This is a genomic window from Corynebacterium halotolerans YIM 70093 = DSM 44683, assembly GCF_000341345.1.
Lineage (GTDB): Bacteria > Actinomycetota > Actinomycetes > Mycobacteriales > Mycobacteriaceae > Corynebacterium > Corynebacterium halotolerans.
In genome coordinates, this window is sequence record NC_020302.1 from 672,189 (window position 1) to 693,056 (window position 20,868).

The following is a 20,868-nucleotide window of genomic DNA, read 5'->3' on the forward strand; positions in this document are numbered from 1 at the left end:
GATAATTTATCACGTCCCGGCATTGGATTGGGGAAGTGGAGCCTGTCAATTTTCTGGCAATGGTGAGGCGCCCATCACAACTTGGGGAAACGCTTCCGCGCTCCGGCCGGGGGAGTACGCGCACCCGGCAGGTGGGGCGCGCGAGGGTGGCGTAGTGTCTCACTGCGTGCATGACCCTCTCCGCTCCATCAGGACCGTCATCCCGACCCGCCGACCCCGGCCCCGGCAGACCGAGATCACCGAGCACCGCCGCATCATCGTCATGGTGGCGCTGGCCCTCGGCGGTTTCGCCATCGGCACCACCGAATTCGTGTCCATGGGCCTGCTGCCCCTGATCGCCGAGGACTTCGCCATCAGCGAGGACCAGGCCGGGCACATCATCTCCGCCTACGCCCTCGGCGTGGTCGTCGGCGCGCCCCTGATCACCGCACTGACCGGCCTGATCCCGCGGCGCCGGCTGCTGCTGATCCTCATGGCCGCCTTCACCGTCGGGCACGTCCTGTCCATCGTGGCCGACAACTACCCCGTGCTTCTGATCTCCCGCTTCCTCGCCGGCCTGCCGCACGGCGCCTACTTCTCGGTCGCCGGCCTGTCCGCGGCGTCGATGGCGCCGGCCGGGCAACGCGGCCGGGCCATCGCGTTCGTCGGCATGGGACTGTCCGTGGCGACGGTCGCGGGCGTGCCCGCCGCGCAGGCCCTCGGCCAGGCCTTCGGCTGGGCGGCGTCGTACATGCTCGTCGCCGTCCTCGGTCTGGTAACGGTCCTCGCCCTGTGGTTCCTCATGCCGCACATGACGAAGATGAAGCCCACTTCCGTGCTCACCGAACTCGGCGCGCTCACGCGCTCCCAGGTGTGGCTGACGCTGGCCATCGGCACCGTCGGCTTCGGCGGTATGTTCGCCGTCTACACCTACATCTCCTGGACCATGACCGAGCGTGCCGGGCTGGACATCGGGTGGATGTGGCTGGTGCTCATGGCCTACGGCGTCGGCTCCGTGGCCGGCAACTGGTTCGGCGGGCGCCTGGCCGACCGCAACCTCGAGTACGGCATCCTCTTCGCACTGGTCATGATCGCCGGCGTGCTCACCTCCTTCTACTTCACCTCCGTCAACCCGGTGCTCGGCACAATCAACTTCGCCCTGGTCGGTTTCTTCGGCTCCTCGCTGATCCCGTCCCTGCAGATCCGGCTGATGGACGTCGCCGGTGACGCCCAGACCCTGGCCGCGGCACTCAACCACTCAGCGCTGAATCTGGCCAACGCCTCCGGCGCCGCCCTGGGCGGGGCCGTCATCGCGGCCGGTCTCGGTTACTCCGCCCCCGCGCTCGCCGGTGCGGGCCTGGCCGTGGCGGCGATTCTCGTCTGGTTCCCCACAGTGTGGCTGCGTCGGCGCGCGGCGATAAGGTAGCCCGCATGAGCCTGACCATCACATCCGTCAACGTCAACGGCATCCGCGCGGCCGTCAAGCAGCGCAACGAGGACAACCCGGGCATGCTCGCCTGGCTGCGGGAGGGCAGCTCCGACGTCGTTCTCCTCCAGGAGGTGCGCGCCAACGCCGCCGAGACCGAGAAGGCGCTCGCCCCCGCGATCAAGGCCGGCTGGCACTACGTCGGCGCCCCGGCCGCCGCGAAGGGCCGCGCCGGGGTGGGCATCCTGAGCCGGAGCCCACTGAAGGACGTCCAGATCGGCTTCGGCTCCTTCCCCGGGTCCGGCCGCTGGATCGAGGGCACCTACGAGGGCGTGCGGGTCGCCTCCCTCTACCTGCCCTCGGGGTCCGCCGGCACCGAGAAGCAGGACGAGAAGTACCGCTTCCTCGACGAGTTCACCGACGTGCTGGCCGCGCGTTCCGCAGCGTACGAGGAGATGGTCATCGGCGGCGACTGGAATATCTGCCACCGCCGGGAGGACCTGAAGAACTGGAAGGGCAACTTCAAGAGCTCCGGTTTCCTGGCCGACGAGCGGGCGTTCATGGACTCCGTCTTCGGCACCTTCCCCGATGCGGAACCGCAGGACAAACCCGGCCTCGGCGAGTTCTTCGGCGTCGTCGACTACCCGGACCGCCCCCTGCGGGAGGCCACCGGTGACCCGCAGTGGTTCGACGTGGCCCGCCGCCTCCAGCCGGAGGGTGAGGGCCCCTACACCTGGTGGACCTACCGCGGCCAGGCCTTCAACAACAACGCCGGGTGGCGCATCGACTACCAGGCCGCGACGAAGGCCATGCTCGACCGCGCCGAGCGCAGCTGGGTCGACCGGGCACCGACCGTCGAGACGCGCTGGTCCGACCACTCGCCGCTGAACGTCACCTACCGCTGACGGGCCACTGATGGACACCGCACAGTTGATGGCGATCCTGTTCGTCATCGGGATCACGTGTGAGGCCATGACCGCGGCCCTGTCCGCGGGCCGGCAGAAGATGGACCTGTTCGGCGTCATGGCCCTGGCCGCGCTCACCGGCCTCGGCGGCGGCACCATCCGCGACATCATCCTCGACTCCTACCCCCTGACCTGGGTGGAGCAGCCGATCTACCTGCTGATCGTCCTCGGGGCGGCGCTCATCACGGTGTCGCTGTCCTTCCTCATGCACTACTTCCGGACCCTGTTCCTCGTGCTGGACGCGATCGGCCTGTCGGTGTTCGCGGTGATCGGCACCCGGGTCGCCCTCGAACTCGGGAACGGCTACGTCATCGCCTGCGTCGCGGCCGTGATCAACGGTGTCTCCGGCGGCGTGTTGCGCGACCTCATGTCCGACCGTGTGCCCCTGGTCTTCTCCAGGGAGCTCTACGCCTCCATCGCGGTGCTGGCCACCACCGTGTACATGGGGCTGCTGTGGCTCGGTGTCGACGAGAACATCACGATCGTCGTCACGCTGCTGGCCGCCTTCACCACCCGACTCATCGCGATCTACTTCAGGATGGGCCTGCCCGTCTTCGAGTACCGGGGCGCGGATCAGCCGATGGATCCGCGTCTGCGCCTGTCAGTGCAGCTGATGCGCCGGGGTCTGCGCAAGGCGCGCCGTCGCACGGGGTTCGACGCCGCACGCTACGCCCTGCTCAACCGGCGCCACGATCGACGGGGGCGGCGGGGGCGCCCGGACAGGAGCGGGGAACGTCGACCGTCGGCGGAGGACAGGCGGCGTGACGAGCCGGGCCGGGAGCAGCGGTGGCCGCCGGGGCCGGATGGGCCGACGGCTCCCCGGTGAATCACCCACCTGCTAGGCTCGATGACCGATACTTGTCGGTGTCGTCGGTGTCCCCGTGCCCTCGGTGTCACTGACCGTCCCTGAACCTTCGTAGAAGTGGAATGAACATGCGCGCACTCATCCTGTTTATCCTCGGAGCACTCGTCTTCGCCGGCGGCTTCTTCTGGGCCGCCGAGGCGGGCCACTCTGTCATGGCGCTCCCCGCCGCCATCGTGCTGGCCATCGGCACCGCCCTGTTCTTCTCCGGCTGGGCGGTCATGCTCGACATCCACTCGCCGACCTCCAAGAAGCTCGGCAAGTAGGTCACCGGGGCCCTCGGGCCACCGACAGGCACGGTTTTCCCACCCGCATCCGGCAGGTCCGGATGCGGGTTCCGTCGTCCCGGGGGCTGTCCGTTCCCCCGGTTGGTCATGGAAAATGTGCTGTCCGCCGTCTTCCTCCTGCTCGAAGCCGGGCCACCGGCCGGTGGGCGGCAGCGGACGTCGTCCCGGCGCGCAACGGCATCAAACGCTTCCGGAGCCCGGAGGTGGGCTGGCTCAACCTGCACTTCGAGACGATGGACCTCACCAGCGGACCGGGGGTGGTCGTCCGCGTCCACCAGCCGGCAGGTTTCCCGCCGATTTTCCCACCGGAGACCTCGCGGGATCGGGGCACGGCTCGTATGGTGGAGGCAGGACAACCTCCAGGAGGTGACCATGTCCCGGCTGATCTTCCGCCTGACCGCCGAAGGTGTGCTCGGCGGCGTGTTCCTGCTGTTCGGAATCTGGTACGTCGGCTACCGCGACACCGCGCCCTTCAGTGACACCGTCCCCGCCTATGTGGGGTGGATCCTCATCGTGATCGCCGCGCTGCTGTTCGGGCACGTGGCCATCGCCGCGGCACTCGGAAAGCTGAGGACCCCGCCCGACGCGGGCGTCGGCTTCCGTGTCCCGGGCACACCCCCGCGCGGCGAGGGGGGAGACGACCCCCGGAACACCCGGCCCGCCGGCGACACCTGACCGTTCCCGGCCGGTGTGACCCCGAATTCCTCCCCTGCCGGAGGGAGCGCGTGCCCTCCGGTACGGGAGCCCGGTCGCGGGGATAGACTCTGGAGATCATGAGCGAGCAGACTGAGACACAGACGAAGCAGCAGCGCGTCCTCTCCGGTATTCAGCCGACGGCGGACTCCTACCACCTGGGCAACTACCTCGGCGCCCTCAAGCAGTGGATTGACCTCCAGGACAACTACGACGCGTTCTACTTCATCCCGGACCTGCACGCGATCACCGTCGACCAGGACCCGGCGGAGCTGCGCCAGCGCACCGTCGCCGGCGCCGCCCAGCTCATCGCCCTGGGCATTGACCCGGACAAGTCCACCCTGTTCGTTCAGTCCCATGTCCCGCAGCACGCGGAGCTGACGTGGGTGCTGACCTGCCTCACCGGCTTCGGTGAGGCCGGCCGCATGACCCAGTTCAAGGACAAGTCCGCCAAGCAGGGCGCCGAGCGCACCTCCGCCGGTCTGTTCACCTACCCCATGCTCATGGCGGCCGACATCCTGCTGTACCGGCCGCAGTTGGTGCCGGTCGGCGAGGATCAGCGCCAGCACCTCGAGCTGACCCGCAACCTGGCCGAGCGCTTCAACAGCCGCTACGGGGAGACCTTCGTCGTGCCGGAGGGCTTCATCCCCGAGGGCGCGGCGAAGATCTACGACCTGCAGAACCCCACGGCCAAGATGTCGAAGTCGGGGGACAACCCCAAGGGCCTGATCAACCTGCTCGACCCGCCGAAGACCTCCGCCAAGCGCATCAAGTCGGCCGTGACGGACAACGACGGCGTCGTCGCCTTCGACCGGGAGAACAAGCCCGGCGTGTCCAACCTCCTGGTCATCCAGTCCGCACTGACCGGTGCGTCCGTCGACGAGCTCGTCGCAGGTTACGAGGGAAAGGGCTACGGCGCGCTCAAGACCGACACCGCCGACGCCCTCGAGGCGTTCACCACCCCGCTCAAGGCCCGCTACGACGAGCTCATGGCCGACCGCGGCGAGCTGGAGCGCCTGCTGGCCGTCGGCGCAGAGCGGGCCCGCGAGCTCTCCGAGCCGCTGCTGCAGGAGGTCTACGACAAGGTCGGCTTCCTGCCTCCGCGCCGCTGACCGGGGCGCTCCGGCGTCCAGCCTGTGACGAGTCCCACAGGATGCGCCTGTGCCGGGTTATCCTTACGGTTGAGTAGCAGCAGACGCACGCAACCGGAAGGAACCGCCGTGGCCACCAGAACCCAGCCCGACCGGCGCCATACCGATGAGTTCGGTATCGAGCGAGCCCATCCCGATGACCCGGGCGCAGTAGACAGGATCCGCGAGCGGTCCGAGTGGATCGACCACCTGATGCGGATGCAGGAGCGGTACTCCTCGATGGGAGGCAACCAGTACTCCGCGGGCATCACCTACTTCTCGGTGCTGGCGATCTTCCCGATCCTCATGCTCGTCGTCGCGGCGGTGTCCGCCGTGCTGGCCAACAGCCCGGACGTCCTCGACCAGGTCCAGACCCAGATCACGGAGAGCGTTGACGGTGAGCTGGGCACCATCATCAACGACATCCTGGTCACGGCCATCGAGCAGCGCGGTGCGGTGGCCGGCATCGGTGCCATCACCGCCCTGTGGTCCGGGCTCGGCTGGATGAACAACCTGCGCTACGGGGTATCCAAGATGTGGAAGGTCGACCCGACCGACGTGGGCAACTTCTTCACCAAGAAGCTCGCCGACCTCCTCGGGCTGATCGGTCTCATCCTCGCCCTCGTCGTCGCCTTCGGCATCACGGCGATCGGCGCCTCCGGGCTGACGGAGAACCTGCTCCAGCTGGTCGGCCTCGGCGACATCCCGGGCATCCAGTGGATCACCTACGGCGTGGCCCTGCTCGTCGGCGTGCTCGCCAACTTCCTGGTCATGGCCTGGCTGGTGTTCTACCTGCCGCGCACCAAGGTGCCGCGGCGCTCCGGCCTGATCGCGGCGCTGATCGGTGCGATCGCCTTCGAGGTGATCAAGCAGCTCGGCTCCCTGTTCGCCTCCAATGCGCTGTCCAACCCGGCGGGTGCGACCTTCGGCCCCATCATCGGTCTGCTGGTCGTGCTGTACCTCGTCTGGCGCCTGGTGCTCTACATCTCCGCCTGGGCCGCCACCACCGAGGAGTCCATGCAGGAAGCCGACGTCGCCGTGCCGGATCCGGCCGTCATCCGCGTGCGCACCGAGGTCAACCAGGGCCCCGGCGCCGGCCTCACCCTGGGCGCGGGAGCCGCCCTCGGCGCCCTCGGCGCGGGTGCGCTCGCCCTGTTGAGCCGCAGGAAGTAGCCGCGGCCGAACGTACGCCGCCGACCCGGGCGGGCGTCGGGAAGCGGGTGGTGGTCAGGGAAAAATCGGGGCCTTCCCCGATACCCGCGGTCACTGCGGGAACCTATCCTGAAGGGGAACGAACACCACAGGAAGGCAACTGAAGATGACCCCCACCCCCGATCTCTATCAGCTCTACGGGCTCGACCGGTCGCAGTCCAGCGAGGGCATCGCCATCCTGCTCTCCGGTAGGGACGCCACCCTGGAGAACCAGGGCGTGCCCGCCGACGCCCCGCAACGACAGCAGGTGCAGGTGGCCTACGCGGTCCTGAAGTCCGAGGGGCCCCGTGCCATCTACGACGAGGCCCTGGCCTCCGGTCGGCCCCTGGCGTGGCACGAACTGGAGTACCTCGGCAACTTCGGTTCACTGCCCGCGCCCACCGCTCAGCCGGGCCCGGGCCCCACACAGTTCCCGCAGCCGAACCCCTTCGCCCCGCCGGTCGACACCCGGCAGCAGTCCCCGTATCAGCAGGCCGTGCCGGGGTACGGGGCCGGCGTCCCCTTCCACACGCCCGCCCCGTACCCAGCCTACGGCGGTTCCCACCCATCGGGGGCCTACGGCGGGACGGCCGGTGCGGAGGACCGCCCGACGGCCGGCCTGCGGCTGGGGATGATGCTGCTCGACTCGCTCGCCGCCGGCACCATCGCCGCCGGCGGTTCGCTGTTCTTCTTCAACGATGCCCTGGCCGCGATCGCGATTCCGCTCATCGGGCTGGCCTACTTCATCGGCCTGGAATCCTACACGGGAGCGACCCCGGTCAAGCACCTCTTCGGCTACGAGGTCCGGGACGCCACCACCGGCGGCAAGCTGGAGCTGACGCAGTCGGCGAAGCGCAACTGGTGGCGAATCGTCAACCTCATCCCGTTCATCGGCTCGATCGTCGCCTTCATCGGCATGATCGTCATCGGCGGCTCGATCAACCCCTCGAACGGGAACATCGGCGTCCACGACCGCTGGGTCGGCGCCGAGGTCGTCCGGAAGCGGCGGTGACTGCGGCGGGATCAGCCGCCCGGACCTGCGGCTACCATGGGGCCCATGCATGACGCACCCCAGATCAGTCCCGAGCACAAGCACGTCACCCGTGACGTCGTCGCCCAGCTGCCCAAGGTCCTTCTCCACGACCACCTCGAGAGCGGCCTGCGCGGCCTCAAGGGGGATCCCGCCGCGGCCATCGCCGCGCTGCAGTCGCCCGAGGCCGTCGAACAGGCCGTGCGTGAGGCCTGCGAGGACCTGCTCGCCGACGGCGTCGTCTACGCGGAGCTGCGCATCTCCCCGGAGCTCTACACCGAACAGGGGATGACGATGCGCCGGGCCGTCGACGCCGCGGTGGCCGGGCTCGACGTCCCCGGTATCGACGCCCGCCTCATCCTCACCGCCATGCGCCACCTCGACGCGGTGGCCGAGGTCGCGCAGCTGACCGTGGACACCTACGGCGGCGCGGACGGCCCGATCGTCGGCTTCGATCTCGCCGGCCCCGAGGAGGGGAATGCGCTGTCGGAACACGCGGAGGCGCTGCGGCTGCTGCGCGAGAACTGGATCCCGACCACCCTGCACGCCGGCTCGCAGGCCGGGGTGGAGTCGATCGCCGAGGCGGTGCAGCTCGGGGCCGTGCGGCTGGGGCACGGGGTGCGCGTCTTCGACGACTTCGGCGTCGACCTCGAGGGCATCCGGCCGGGACAGGTCTCCTCCTGGATCCGGGACCGGCACATCGCCCTCGAGCTGTGCCCGTCCATGGAGGTGAGGATGGGCGTGTCCGAGCAGCTGGCCGACCACCCGCTGGTCCTGCTGCAGCAGCTCGGTTTCACGTGCACCGTCAACACGGGCGACCGCTCGGAACGCACGCTGACGGACGAGTTCATGGACCTGGTGGACACCTTCGACTACGGGCTCGAGGAACTGTTCGACATCACCCTCAAGGCGATCCAGAACTCCTTCTGTGACGAGGAGACCCGCCAGCGCATCCTGGAGACGCAGATCCTGCCCGCCTACGAGGAACTGGCGGACGACGAGCTCACGGAACCGGGGGAGGGCGCGGAGTAGGGGCGCGGGTTGGGGAACGGGTTGGGGCGCGGGTTGGGGCGCGGGTTGGGGCGCGATTGAACTGCCTGGTTTCTCGTCCTGGCCACGATCACCTCGCCGAGACCACCTGCCCGAAAGGACTTCACCGAGATCAGGTGGTGATCTCGGTGAGGCGAGGGCCTCCCGACCGAGATCACCTACGCCTCTCGGTGAAGCGGTCTCGGCGAGGTGATCTCGGTGAAGCGGTCCGACACCGACCAACACCACGTCCCGGTCCCGAGCGCAACTGCACGCCTTCGTCGTCTGTGGATAAGTCGGGTCATCCACAGATTCAACCGTTCTCGCCACGGGCCGCCTGGCACACCAGAGGCGATCGGGCGACACTGTCGCCATGAAGAACTGGGGAAAGCACTTCGGGCTCGTGGAAATCAGGAAGAGGAACTCCCAGGAGGCCTGGGACAACGCGAGAGACCACACATTGATCTCGGGGGAAGTGGCCATCAGGACGGAACAGTTCTCGGCACTGCCCCCGTGGGAGAAGGCCACCGCCCGGGCGGCGGCAGTGGGATTGACGGTGGACACCGCGGTGGTGGCCGGGAAATCAGCTGCCCGCCTCTGGGGGATCGAGGTCCTGGGATGGGACCAGGTGGTGGAACTGATGCATATCGACGGAAAGCAGGCCCAGGCCAGAAGTAGCTGGCAACCTGGCGTGCACTACCGCTACTGCCATCTCAGCCGTGCCGAGATCCGGGAGGAACACGGCCTGCGGGTCACCGACCTCGCCCGCACCCTGCGCGACATCGCCCGTTATCACGGGGTGATGGACGGGTTGGTCGCCGTCGACTCGGTGCGCAAGAAGTGGCCCGAGTGGACGAAGCATGCGCTCCACGAGGAACTGACCCGCGGCCGCCCCTATCCCGGAATCAGGACAGTGCGGCAGGTCATCGAGTGGTCGATACCCAATTCGGGCAGCGCGCTCGAGTCAAGGGCGCGGTTTCTTCTGCTGGTGGCACAGCTCCCGCAGGTGGAGTCGATCCAGGCGCAGGTCCGCTTCTCCTATGAGGGGGGCTACTTCGAGGTGGATCTGCTGATCAACGGATGGTTGATCATCGAGGTCGACGGCGAGATCAAGTACGACGGGCACACTTTCGGGAAGAAGACCGACGAGGTCGTCCGAGACGAGCGGGGCCGCGAGAAGTACCTGCAGAACCTCGGGAAGGTGGTGCTCCGGGTCGGTCACCGGGACCTGCTCCCGCCGCCCGACGGAGGACCGTGCCGGCTCATCCGGCTGGTGGTCAACGCCTTCGAGAACTACGCCGCGCCGGTCAGAACTTCGAGAAGCGCTTGACCAGCATCTCCTCCAGTTCCTTCCAGCCCTGGGCGTGATCGCTGTAGGGCTTGGAGGGAACGTATCCGGAAGACTCGGTGGAACCGAGCATGTAGGAGATGTAGTCCTGCATGCGCGGGTTGGCCAGGAAGTAGGAGTTCAGCGAGTCGTCGCCCGCCCAGTCCGCGGCGTCGGCGAGCAGCTCGTAGCCGCGGGACATCTGCTCGGTGTCGACCTCCTCGGGGCCCTTCTCCATGTCGGAGACCAGGCCCGCATAGGAGTAGGAGTTATCCCGGTGGACGCTGACCTCCAGCTCACCGGAATTGGCGGCGGTGACCAGATCCTCCCACGTGGAGGCGCGCGTCAGATCGTGGTCGTTGTTCTCCACCATCCAGCGCAGCAGGTGCTTCGGGGTGGGGAAGGTGAAGATTTCACCGAACCTGCCGAGGAAGACCGGGGCCCCGTCGAGGTAGGTGCGCAGCGTGTAGACGGTCTTGCCCTGGATGGTGATCTTCACCGGATCGATGCCGGCGGCCGCCCACGCGGAGATGTCGTACGGATCGGCCTGCTCGGCCTCGGCCCGGCGCTCCGCCTCGGCGCGCTCGCGGGCCTCCTCGGCGGCGGCCTGCGCGGTGCCGATGCGCACGCGGGCGTCGTCCACCTTGTCCTTGACCATCTCCACAACGTTGACCTGCGCATCCAGGTCGGCGACGACCTTCGGCCAGTTGGACAGCACCGCCCGCCCCACGGCCGACCACTCGCTGAGACCCTCGGGGCCGGCGTAGTGGTCGGCGCCGCGGTCGACGTTGCGGAGCACGGAGTGGGTGGCGAAGAACACGACGGCGTCATTGGCGGAGGTGACCTCCGCGAGGCTGCGGGTCACGGCGAAGATCCGGGCGACGGTGGAGACGTTCTCGTGGGAGGGCCGGCCCGCGAGGAAACCTGGTGCACCGATGATGTCGTAGGTGTCCTTCTTGTCCGGCACGACACGGTGCTCAGGCTGGGAATCGAAAGAGCCCCAGCGCGGGTGGGAGGCGAGGTCGTGCTTCTGACCGGACTCCAGGAACGCGAGCATCGCCGCCGGGGAGGTGAACAGGAAGAGCTGATCGTCGTCCCCCAGGAAGGCCTGCCACTCGGCGCCGTGTTCCTTCCATTCTGGCGCCCAGAGGGTGTAGTAGTCACCCTCGGTCAGGGACAGTTTCACGGGGACGATCGCGCGGGTGCTCATGGGGGCAGATTCTAGCGGAGAGCTAACCGGTCGGCCGCCAGAAGCCCTTGAAGGCCATCCCCATGTTCGAGGTGCGCAGCGGATTGGTCTGGACGGGGCTGCCGGCCTCCACGATCTGCCCGTCGCCGGCGTACATCGCCACGTGCCCGTCCCAGACCACCAGATCCCCCGGGATGAGCTGGTCGGCGGTGACCTGCCGGCCCACCGTCTGCTCCTCGGCCAGCCGCGGCAGCTCGACGCCCGCCTGCCGCCACGCCCACTGCGTGAACCCGGAGCAGTCGAAACCCGACGTCGACGTCCCTCCCCACACGTAGGGGGTACCCAGCTGGGTCATCGCCGCCGCGACGGCCGCCTCGCCCTGGGTGGTGGAAGCCGCGTCCTCCTCCGGCTCCGCGGGCTCCTCGCCACCGGTGTCCTCCGCGACAACCGGTTCAGCGGCCGCGAACGGCGTGGACGGGCCCGGCGGGCCGGCACCGGCGCCGACCGCCGCCGGCTGGGGCACCGCCGGGGCGGGCGCGCCGATCTCCTCGGCGGCCACCGAGCGTGCGATGTCCTCGAGCTCGACGGCCAACGGCTCCAGCCGGGACGGCAGATCCCCCACCCGGGCGGTGGCCGCGTGGAGGAAGGTCTCGGACAGCGCCGACAGCTGTCCCATCGCCGCCGCCCGCGCGCCGGGCACGGGGGAGAGCAGACCGGGCAGGACGGGCAGGGCCTGGCCCAGCAACTGCCCGCCGAGATCGAACAGTTCGCCGCGGGTGCCGTCGACGATCGAGCGCGCGTCACCCGCGAGCCCGTCGATACGCCCGCGCTCGCCGCTCAACCGCCCGGCGGTCTCCATGAGGCGCCGCCCGCCCGGCGCGTCCACGGCGAGCATCTCGGACAGGGGCCCGGCGGCGGCGAAATCCGGTAGCGCGGGCAGCTCGAGCCACGGCAGGGCGGGCGGTTCCAGATCCGCGATGTGGCGCAGCGTCTCGACGACAGCCCTCACGTCAGCCTCCCCAGGTCGTGGGCGAGGCGTGCGTCGGAGTCCTCGGCGGTGGCGACGATGCCCAGCGACGCCGCGGCGAGGGAGCGCGCGTGCTCGTGCACGCCCTCCGTGCGCGTGGCGACGGCCGCGAGCGCCCCGGCCAGCGCCCCGGTGAACCGCGCGAGCGGCGGGTCGGGCAGCGGCGGGGCACCGGGCGTGGGGGTGACGGTGAGGGCGGCGGTGTGCAGGTCGCGGGCGAGCACCCGGGCGTACTCGGGATCGATGTCCATGGTCGTCATGCCTCGTTGGACTGGAACGACCGCCGACAGGTTCCCGGGCCCGTCCCGGCGATGCCCTAGCATGGTCCCCATGGAGATCACCGTCGTCAATCACCCGCTCGCCGCGTCCCGACTGACCATCATGCGCGACGAGCGCAGCGACAACACCGTCTTCCGCGCCGCCCTCGCCGATCTGGGTGCGATGCTCGTCTACGAGGCCTCCCGGGACCTGCCGGTCGAGCACTTCGACTGCCGGACGCCGGTCGCCGTCGCCGAGGGCACCCGCCTGCAGGATCCGCCGATCATCGTGCCCGTCATCCGCGCGGGTCTCGGCATGATCGATCCGGCCCTGTCGATGATCCCGGACGCCCAGGTCGGCTTCATCGGACTGGCGCGCGACGAGAAGACCCACGAACCCGTGCCCTACCTGGAGGCCCTGCCCGAGGACCTGACCGGCCGCACCGTCTTCGTGGTCGACCCGATGCTGGCCACCGGCGGCTCCCTGCTGCACGCCATCCGCCTGCTCAACGGCCGCGGCGCCACGGACATCACCGCCGTCTGCATGGTCTCCGCCCAGCCGGGGGTCGACGCCCTGGCCGACTCCGGCCTGCCCGTGCGCCTGATCACCGCCTGCATCGACCCCGGTCTCGACGACAACGCCTACATCGTCCCGGGCCTGGGCGATGCCGGCGACCGTCTCTACGGGCCACGGAACATCGAGCTGTAACCGGCCACTCCCACCCGGCCCCGCCCCGCCGACGCCCGCACCGCGTCCCGGGGCGGGGCTTTTGTGATGCCCCGCTCCTCACGCACTGGGGCACCGTTGCCCAATACAGTGTGCGGTACCCACCCACTGCACTGGGCACTGTGGGGGACATGGGACGCAGATCGGAGTGGAGGCGCTGGGCCAGCTACGGCCACTGCCTCGGCGAGAATCTGCGCGTGCTGCGCACCATGCGGGGGCTGAGTCAGGACCGCCTGGCCGAGCTGTCCGGCCTGTCGCGCAACCAGATCAGCAATATCGAGCGCAACGAGAACACCTCCACCCGCTCGACCGATCCGGTGCTGTCCACCGTGTACAAGCTGGCCCGTGCCCTGCACGTCCCGCCGGTCGCCCTGCTGCCGGCCGGGGACCGGTTCGTCGAGGACATCTGCCCGGCCGAGGGGCTCGGCGTCGACATCGTGTGGCCCGCCCGTCCCGAGGACACCATGGCCTTCGACGTCCACCACCTCTACAGTGCGCGCCCCGGCGACCGGCCCGGCTTCGACCCCACCCGGGCACTCGAACTCGACGCCCCCGTCCCCGGATCCCGCGGGCACAGTGCCGGTGAGCTGCCGCCGCAGGACGTGAGCGCCGCCGGTGAGGACCCCGACGCCGACGACCACGACGGGCGGGCCGGCGATCCCGCGGAGGAGGGGCAGTGATGGACCGCATGGTCTAGTTGTAGACTCGGGGGCAATTCTCAGCCGGGCCGAAAGGACAGATCTGATGGGTATCTCAGCACGGGTCGACCAGTGGCTGCGCACTCACCGCGAGAAGGTCGTGGGCTGGCGCCGCCACATCCACGCCAACCCCGAGCTGTCTCACATGGAGTACGCCACCACGGACTTCATCGAGGGCGTGCTCCGCGACCATGGGCTGGAACCCGTGCGTTTCCCGGGCACCGGACTGATGGTGGACATCGGCCCGGAGAGCGACCAGCGCCTGGCCTTCCGTGCCGACCTCGACGCCCTGCCGATCTCCGAGGAAACCGACCTGGAGTTCGCCTCCACCGTGCCGGGCGTGGCCCACGCCTGCGGCCATGACGTGCACACCACCGTGGCGCTCGCGACCGCCTGCGCCCTCGCCGAGAGCGACCTCGAGCACGGTGTCCGCGTGATCTTCCAGCCGGCCGAGGAGGTCATGGAGGGCGGCGCCAGCGACGTCATCACCTGGGGCGGGCTCGAGGGGGTCGGCGCGATCTTCGCCGTGCACGCCGAGCCGAAGCTGCGGGTGGGGCGGGTGGGCCTGCGCACCGGTGCGATCACCTCGGCCAGCGACGTGCTCAAGCTCAAGGTGTGCGGCCCCGGCGGGCACTCCTCCCGCCCACACCTGACCTCTGACGTGGTCTACGCGCTGAGCAAGGTCGCCACCGAGCTGCCCGGCCTGCTCTCGCGCCGGATCGACCCGCGCACGGGCACCGTGCTCGTCTTCGGCACCATCAACGCCGGCTACGCCCCGAACGCCATCCCGGAGACCGGCACCATCTCCGGCACTCTGCGCACCGCGGACATCGCTACGTGGCGGACCAACGAACCGCTCGTCCGGGAGCTGATCGGGCAGATCCTCGCCCCGACCGGGTGCACGCACGAACTCGAGTACCAGAAGGGCGTGCCGCCCGTGCTCAACGACGACCTGGCCACCGCGCTGCTGGCCGACGCCACCCGTTCGATCGATCCGCAGGCCGTGGTCCATGCCCCGCAGTCCTCCGGGGGCGAGGACTTCTCCTGGTACCTCGAACACGTGCCCGGTTCCATGGCGCGCCTGGGCTGCTGGCCGGGGGAGGGCGTCAAGCAGGACCTGCACCGGGGCGATCTGGTCGTCGACGAACGTTCCATCGGCGTGGGCGTGCGGCTGTTCGCCGCCGTGGTCGAGCAGTACGGGGCAGGGGCGACTGACGGCTTCCTCGCTGAGTGACTAGGCTCGAGAGGCAATAATCGCCCCCTGCCTCAGTCGAGAATTTAACGAGAAGGAGTGCCCGTGACCCAGCGGATTGTCATCATCGGAGGTGGCCCCGGCGGCTACGAGGCCGCACTGGCCGGAGCCAAGTACGGAGCGGAGATCACCCTGATCGAGGCCCAGGGCCCCGGTGGTTCCAGCATCCTCTACGATTCAGTGCCCTCGAAGTCCTTCATCGCCGGCACCGGCATCAAGACCGACATGCGCCGCGCGGACGACATGGGTCTCAACAGTCTGCTGGGCCGGGCCCGCATCCACATCCAGGCGCTGAACACCCGCGTCAAGGCGCTCGCCGAACAGCAGTCGAAGGACATCACCCAGCAGCTGGAGCGCGCCGGGGTGCGCATCATCAAGGGCTGGGGAAGCTTCTCCGAGGACCAGCAGGACCAGATGACCCACGCCGTGACCGCCACCCACCACGACGGCACGGTCGAGGAGCTCGACTGCGAGATGGTGCTCATCGGCACCGGAGCCACCCCGCGCATCCTGCCCGGCGCCCAGCCCGACGGCGAGCGCATCCTCACCTGGCAGCAGGTCTACGACCTCACCGAGACACCCGAGCACCTGATCGTCGTCGGCTCCGGCGTGACCGGTGCGGAGTTCGTCTCCGCCTTCGCCGAGCTGGGCGTGAAGGTGACCATGGTCGCCTCCCGTGACCGCATCCTCCCGCACGACGACGCCGACGCGGCCGACGTGCTCGAGCACGTGCTCGCCGAGCGCGGCGTCGCGCTGGAGAAGCACGCGCGCGTCGAGACGGTCACCCGCACCGAGGACGGCAACGGCGTCGTGGTGCGCACCACCGACGGCCGCGAGATCCACGGCTCCCACGCCCTGATGTCCATCGGCTCCATCCCGTCGACGAAGAAGCTCGCCCTCGAGAACATCGGCGTGGAGACCACCGATTCGGGCCACATCAAGGTCGACCGTGTCTCACGCACGAACGTCACCGGCGTCTACGCCGCCGGTGACTGCACCACCCTGTTCCCGCTGGCCTCCGTCGCCGCGATGCAGGGCCGCCTGGCCATCTACCACGCCCTCGGCGAGGGTGTCAGTCCGATCCGCCTGAAGACCGTGGCCACGGCCGTGTTCACCCGCCCGGAGATCGCCACCGTGGGCGTCACCCACGCCGAGGTCGACAGCGGCGAGGTCTCCGCCCGCACGGTGGTCCTGCCGCTGCAGACCAACCCGCGCGCCAAGATGCGCTCCCTGCGCCACGGCTTCGTCAAGCTCTTCTGCCGCCGCAACTCCGGCCTCGTCATCGGCGGCGTCATCGTGGCCCCGAGCGCCTCCGAGCTGATCCTGCCGATCGCCGTCGCGGTCACGAACAACCTCACCGTCAAGGACCTGGCGGACACCTTCGCGGTCTACCCGTCCCTGTCGGGATCCATCACCGAGGCGGCGCGCCGTCTCGTGGCGCACGACGATCTGGAGTGACCGCCCCGTAGGGGCCGTCGACGCGGCGGTGGGGGAGGTGCCGCCTTTCGTCTGCCCCGCCGGTTATCCACGGTCCCGGTGACGGCTCCGGACCAGGTGCACCACGATCGCGCCCGCCACGGCGAGCGCCAGCATCAGCAGCCCGGTGGGCCACCAGGAATGGCGCAGCCCGAGCCACAGACTCAGGGCCACGCCGAACAGGAAAACCACGGGGGCGTTGCGGTCGGGGCGCCGGTTTCCGGTCACGGCTGATACCTCCGGTGGGGGGTCGGGTGAGGTTCACGGGGGAGAGGGGCGTGCCCGCCGATGGACCCGGCACCGCTCACCCGCTCATGCTCCCCGAGGATCCGGCGTGACCGTCGCGTAGGACTCGTCGACGGTCGCGTCCAGATCGACGACGGTCCGCCTGCCCGCCTGGGGGAAGGCCCGTTGGGGGCAGCGCTCCCGGGGACAGGCCCGGCAGCCCGGCCCGATGGGGGTGGCCGAGGCCGGGGACAGATCCAGCCCCGAGGAGTAGACCAGGCGTTCCGCCTGCTCCAGATCGCAGCCGAGTGCGACGGCGAATTCCTTGTTCGGGGTGCCGAAACCACGGGACTGCCCGTGCACCGTGCGCGCGATCCACAGGTAGTGGCGCCCGTCCGGCATGCCGGCCACCTGGCGGGTGATGCGCCCGCGGGTCTCGAAGGCACGGTGGATGACCCACAGGGGGCAGGAACCGCCCGAACGGGAGAAGTGGAAACTCGTGGCCGACTGCCGCTTGGAGATGTTGCCCGCCCGGTCGGTGCGCACGAAGAAGAACGGCACCCCGCGCGCACCCGGGCGCTGCAGGGTGGACAGCCGGTGGCAGGTGGTCTCGAAGCCGGTGCCGAAGTGGTCGGCGATCCGGTCGATGTCGTAGCGGGTGTCCTCGGCGGTGGTCAGCATGATCTCGTACGGCATGGTCACCGCCGCCGCGAAGTACTGGGCCAGCGCCAGCCGGGCGATGGCACGCGATTCCTCGGTGGGCAGTGACGCCGACAGCTCATCGAGGAGGTCCGGCAGCGCCAGCAGCGCGTACTGCAGGGCCAGTTCGAAGCACAGCTGAGCCTCCGACAGGCCGGTGCGCAGGTGCAGTTCCCGGCCGCCGGGGTGGAAGATGCGCCGCGGGCCGGAGGTGAGTTTGCGGAAGCGCACCGTCACACCGAGCTCGCGGTCGAGGACCGTGGCCAGGCGGGTCAGCCGCAACTGCGGCTCGCCCAGCCGGCCGGCCAGCTCCTCGCCCAGGGTGTCGAGCTCGTCGATGTAGTTGTGGGCATCGTAGAAGTAATCGCGCACCAGCTCGTACGGGCTGATCTCCGCCGGGGCGGGGGAGCGGTGGGCCAGGTCGAGGACACCGGGCACGAGATCGGGGTGGCGGGCGGCCAGGTCGGCCAGCTGGTCGACGGGCGCGTCGGGGAAGACGTCGCGCAGCTCGCCGACGGTGCGGGCGTCGTGTTCCGGGGAGAAGAAGGCCGGGTCGACGTCGAAGGCGGAGGACAGCGCCATGAGCACGGTGACGGTCAGGGGGCGCTGGTCGTTCTCGAGCTGGTTGAGGTAGCTGGTGGACAGGTCGAGGCGGCGGGCCATCTCCACCTGCGTGAGACTGCGCGTCCTGCGCAGCGTGCGGATCCGTCCCCCCGCGAAATGCTTCGTCATCGTGAACCTCCACCCCGTTTCAGGGTCATGAGCTGTATGTTCCACAAGTTTCGCAGATTCGGGCAGGATATGCCGCTACTTTACACACCATTCGCTGTGAGGTGACGCACAATTCGCCGACTAGTGTGAGCATCAGCTCGTCAGCAGTATTGTCCCGTCATCCGAGGAGTTGACCGCCCGCCATGATCGACCACCCCGTGCGCACCCGCCGATCCGCCGAGGAGTTCCCCCACGAGGAGCACCTCGCCCACAAGATCGCACGCGTCGCCGCCGACCCCGTCGAGGTCCCGGAGGAGACGAAGGAGATGATCATCAACCGGATCATCGACAACGCCGCCGTCTCCGCCGCCTCCGTGCTCCGCCGTCCCGTCACCGTGGCCCGCCGTCAGGCGCAGGCCCACGCCGTGACGTCGAAGGGCGCGACCGTCTTCGGCATCCCGGGCACCTTCTCCGCCGAATGGGCCGCCTGGGCCAACGGCACCGCCGTGCGTGAGCTCGACTTCCACGACACCTTCCTCGCCGCCGAATACTCCCACCCGGGCGACAACATCCCACCGATCCTCGCCGCCGCGCAGCAGGCCGGCAAGGGCGGCCGGGAGCTCATCCGCGGCCTGGCCACCGGCTACGAGATCCAGGTCGACCTGGTCCGCGGCATCTGCCTCCACGAGCACAAGATCGACCACGTGGCCCACCTCGGCCCGTCGGCCGCCGCCGGCATCGGCACCCTGCTCGACCTCGACGTGGACACGATCTACCAGGCCATCGGCCAGGCGCTGCACACCACCACCGCCACCCGCCAGTCCCGCAAGGGACTGATCTCCTCCTGGAAGGCCTTCGCCCCGTCCTTCGCCGGCAAGATGGCCATCGAGGCCGTCGACCGGGCCATGCGCGGTGAGGGGGCGCCCGCCCCGATCTGGGAGGGCGAGGACGGCGTGATCGCCTGGCTGCTCTCCGGCCCGGAACACGAGTACACCGTCCCACTGCCGGCCGAGGGCGAGGAAAAGCGCGCCATCCTCGCCACCTTCACCAAGGAGCACTCCGCCGAGTACCAGGCCCAGGCGCTGATCGACCTGGCCCGCCGCATGCGGGAGCGCGTCGGCGACACCACGCAGGTCGAGTCGATCGTCCTGCACACCTCGCACCACACGCACTACGTCATCGGCACCGGCTCGAACGACCCGCAGAAATTCGACCCGAACGCCACGCGCGAGACCCTCGACCACTCGATCCCCTACATCTTCGCCGTCGCCCTCGAGGACGGTGAGTGGCACCACGAGCGCTCCTACACCCCGGAGCGCGCCAACCGCCCCGACACCGTCGAGCTGTGGCACAGGATCTCCACCGTGGAGCACCCGGAGTGGACCCGCCGCTACCTGTCCACCGACCCGAACGAGAAGGCCTTCGGCGGCCGCGCCGTCATCACGCTCAAGGACGGCACCGTCCTCGACGACGAGATCGCCGTGGCCGACGCCCACCCGCTCGGCGCCCGCCCGTTCGCCCGCGACCAGTACGTGCACAAGTTCCGCACCCTGGCCGAGGGCGTCGTCTCCGAGGCCGAGCAGGACCGCTTCCTCGCCGCGGCCGAGAACACCGAGAACCTCACGGATCTGGGCGAGCTGAACATCACGCTTGAGCAGGACGTGCTCGACCGTGCCCCGACCACCCCGGAAGGACTGCTGTGATGGCCGGCCTGTACTCCACCACCTTCACCCCGCGCGAGCGTCGGCAGGCGCTGCGCGACGGCCTGAACTCCGGCACCATCCAGCGCCTGCCCGGGGCGTTCTCCCCGCTGGTGGGCCGCGCCATCCAGGACGCCGGCTTCGAGGGCGTGTACGTCTCCGGCGCGGTCGTCTCCGCCGACCTGGCACTGCCGGACATCGGCCTGACCACGCTGACCGAGGTCGCCGGGCGCGCCCGCCAGATCGCGCGCAGCACCGACCTGCCCGTGCTCGTCGACGCCGACACCGGCTTCGGCGAACCGATGTCGGCGGCGCGCACCGTCTCCGAGCTGGAGGACGCCGGCGTGGCCGGCTGCCACCTCGAGGACCAGGTCAACCCCAAGCGCTGCGGCCACCTCGACGGCAAGGAGGTCGTGCCCACCGAGCTGATGCTGCGCCGCATCACCGCCGCGGTCAACGAGCGCCGCGACGACACCTTCATCATCTGCGCGCGCACCGACGCCGCCGGGGTCGAGGGCATCGACGCCGCGATCGAGCGCGCCAAGGCCTACGCCGACGCCGGCGCGGACATGATCTTCACCGAGGCGCTGCACACCCCGGCGGACTTCGAGAAATTCCGTGGGGCCGTCGACGTGCCGCTGCTGGCCAACATGACCGAGTTCGGCAAGACCGAGCTGCTGCCGGCCGACCAGCTGCAGGACATCGGTTACAACGCCGTCATCTACCCCGTCACCACCCTGCGCATCGCCATGGGCCAGGTCGAGCACGCCCTGCAGGACATCGCCGTCACCGGCACCCAGTCCGGCTGGGTCGACCGCATGCAGCACCGCTCGCGGCTCTACGAGCTGCTGCGCTACGCCGAGTACAACGCCTTCGACCAGCAGGTGTTCACCTACTCGGCGGAGAACTACCAGTCCAGCTTCACCCCCTACGCCACCTACGCCTCCGATTCCACCGACCCCACCCACAAGAACTCCTGAGAGGGGAT

22 protein-coding genes are annotated in these 20,868 nt (G+C 69.5%); 17 read left to right on the plus strand and 5 right to left on the minus strand.

The features are described from left to right. The first annotated feature begins 262 nt into the window (after positions 1-262). The 11 genes from A605_RS03200 to A605_RS03245 all read left to right on the plus strand — a co-directional run bounded on the left by A605_RS03200 (position 263) and on the right by A605_RS03245 (position 9,922). Positions 263-1,405, plus strand: a complete 1,143-nt coding sequence (locus A605_RS03200; protein ID WP_081602158.1) for an MFS transporter — start codon at positions 263-265, stop codon at positions 1,403-1,405. Between the two features lie 5 nt (positions 1,406-1,410). Next, positions 1,411-2,310, plus strand: coding sequence for an exodeoxyribonuclease III (locus tag A605_RS03205; protein WP_015400066.1), 900 nt, complete (start codon positions 1,411-1,413; stop codon positions 2,308-2,310). Between the two features lie 10 nt (positions 2,311-2,320). After that, complete coding sequence (locus A605_RS03210) at positions 2,321-3,196, plus strand: trimeric intracellular cation channel family protein (RefSeq protein ID WP_015400067.1); 876 nt, start codon at positions 2,321-2,323, stop codon at positions 3,194-3,196. A gap of 107 nt (positions 3,197-3,303) precedes the next feature. Then, positions 3,304-3,498 carry a hypothetical protein gene (locus A605_RS03215; RefSeq protein ID WP_034991209.1) on the plus strand — a complete coding sequence of 65 codons (195 nt, stop codon included), beginning with the start codon at positions 3,304-3,306 and terminating at the stop codon, positions 3,496-3,498. Positions 3,499-3,560: 62 nt separating this feature from the next. After that, positions 3,561-3,998, plus strand: coding sequence for an MmyB family transcriptional regulator (locus tag A605_RS16020; protein WP_161607625.1), 438 nt, complete (start codon positions 3,561-3,563; stop codon positions 3,996-3,998). Next, positions 3,892-4,194 carry a tetraspanin family protein gene (locus A605_RS03220; RefSeq protein WP_015400069.1) on the plus strand — a complete coding sequence of 101 codons (303 nt, stop codon included), beginning with the start codon at positions 3,892-3,894 and terminating at the stop codon, positions 4,192-4,194. The genes A605_RS16020 and A605_RS03220 overlap by 107 nt, the downstream gene beginning before the upstream one ends. Before the next feature lie 98 nt (positions 4,195-4,292). Further along, a complete protein-coding gene (gene trpS / locus A605_RS03225) occupies positions 4,293-5,324 on the plus strand; it encodes a tryptophan--tRNA ligase (protein ID WP_015400070.1) in 1,032 nt (343 codons plus the stop codon). A gap of 108 nt (positions 5,325-5,432) precedes the next feature. Then, complete coding sequence (locus tag A605_RS03230; RefSeq protein WP_015400071.1) at positions 5,433-6,515, plus strand: YhjD/YihY/BrkB family envelope integrity protein; 1,083 nt, start codon at positions 5,433-5,435, stop codon at positions 6,513-6,515. 145 nt (positions 6,516-6,660) lie between these two features. Continuing rightward, positions 6,661-7,545, plus strand: a complete 885-nt coding sequence (locus A605_RS03235; RefSeq protein WP_015400072.1) for an RDD family protein — start codon at positions 6,661-6,663, stop codon at positions 7,543-7,545. A 45-nt stretch (positions 7,546-7,590) separates the two neighbouring features. After that, positions 7,591-8,595 (plus strand): adenosine deaminase family protein, encoded by a 1,005-nt coding sequence (locus A605_RS03240; protein ID WP_015400073.1) that lies wholly within the window; start codon positions 7,591-7,593, stop codon positions 8,593-8,595. A gap of 370 nt (positions 8,596-8,965) precedes the next feature. Continuing rightward, a complete protein-coding gene (locus tag A605_RS03245; protein ID WP_015400074.1) occupies positions 8,966-9,922 on the plus strand; it encodes a hypothetical protein in 957 nt (318 codons plus the stop codon). On the opposite strand, the gene A605_RS03250 is transcribed toward A605_RS03245, so the two are convergent. The 3 genes from A605_RS03250 to A605_RS03260 are packed head-to-tail and all read right to left on the minus strand — an operon-like array spanning position 9,900 to position 12,395. Then, on the minus strand, positions 9,900-11,129 hold the full coding sequence (locus tag A605_RS03250; protein ID WP_015400075.1) for a hypothetical protein: 1,230 nt from the start codon (positions 11,127-11,129) through the stop codon (positions 9,900-9,902). The genes A605_RS03245 and A605_RS03250 overlap by 23 nt on opposite strands. Positions 11,130-11,151: 22 nt before the next feature. Then, complete coding sequence (locus A605_RS03255) at positions 11,152-12,117, minus strand: C40 family peptidase (protein WP_015400076.1); 966 nt, start codon at positions 12,115-12,117, stop codon at positions 11,152-11,154. Further along, complete coding sequence (locus A605_RS03260; RefSeq protein WP_015400077.1) at positions 12,114-12,395, minus strand: hypothetical protein; 282 nt, start codon at positions 12,393-12,395, stop codon at positions 12,114-12,116. The genes A605_RS03255 and A605_RS03260 overlap by 4 nt, the downstream gene beginning before the upstream one ends. A 70-nt stretch (positions 12,396-12,465) precedes the next feature. On the opposite strand from A605_RS03260, the gene upp reads away from it, so the two are divergent. The 4 genes from upp to A605_RS03280 all read left to right on the plus strand — a co-directional run bounded on the left by upp (position 12,466) and on the right by A605_RS03280 (position 16,527). Further along, a complete protein-coding gene (gene upp / locus A605_RS03265; protein ID WP_015400078.1) occupies positions 12,466-13,101 on the plus strand; it encodes a uracil phosphoribosyltransferase in 636 nt (211 codons plus the stop codon). 149 nt (positions 13,102-13,250) lie between these two features. Continuing rightward, entirely contained in the window at positions 13,251-13,799 is a 549-nt protein-coding gene (locus tag A605_RS03270) for a helix-turn-helix domain-containing protein (protein WP_015400079.1), read from the plus strand. A gap of 64 nt (positions 13,800-13,863) precedes the next feature. Beyond that, positions 13,864-15,051: a M20 family metallopeptidase gene (locus A605_RS03275; RefSeq protein WP_015400080.1), complete on the plus strand. Its 1,188-nt coding sequence runs from the start codon at positions 13,864-13,866 to the stop codon at positions 15,049-15,051. A 63-nt stretch (positions 15,052-15,114) separates the two neighbouring features. Next, the gene (locus A605_RS03280) at positions 15,115-16,527 is read left to right on the plus strand and encodes an NAD(P)H-quinone dehydrogenase (protein ID WP_015400081.1); all 1,413 of its coding nucleotides are present in this window, start codon (positions 15,115-15,117) and stop codon (positions 16,525-16,527) included. Between the two features lie 63 nt (positions 16,528-16,590). On the opposite strand, the gene A605_RS03285 is transcribed toward A605_RS03280, so the two are convergent. After that, positions 16,591-16,773: a hypothetical protein gene (locus tag A605_RS03285; protein ID WP_015400082.1), complete on the minus strand. Its 183-nt coding sequence runs from the start codon at positions 16,771-16,773 to the stop codon at positions 16,591-16,593. Between the two features lie 84 nt (positions 16,774-16,857). Then, positions 16,858-18,201, minus strand: a complete 1,344-nt coding sequence (locus A605_RS03290; protein WP_015400083.1) for a short-chain fatty acyl-CoA regulator family protein — start codon at positions 18,199-18,201, stop codon at positions 16,858-16,860. A gap of 182 nt (positions 18,202-18,383) precedes the next feature. Here A605_RS03290 and prpD point away from each other — a divergent pair, with 182 nt between their 5' ends. Together prpD and prpB are read left to right on the plus strand one after the other, a co-directional pair. Further along, positions 18,384-19,883 carry a 2-methylcitrate dehydratase PrpD gene (prpD, locus tag A605_RS03295; RefSeq protein ID WP_015400084.1) on the plus strand — a complete coding sequence of 500 codons (1,500 nt, stop codon included), beginning with the start codon at positions 18,384-18,386 and terminating at the stop codon, positions 19,881-19,883. Next, on the plus strand, positions 19,883-20,860 hold the full coding sequence (prpB, locus tag A605_RS03300; RefSeq protein WP_015400085.1) for a methylisocitrate lyase: 978 nt from the start codon (positions 19,883-19,885) through the stop codon (positions 20,858-20,860). Before prpD ends, prpB begins: the two co-directional genes overlap by 1 nt. Positions 20,861-20,868 lie beyond the last annotated feature (8 nt).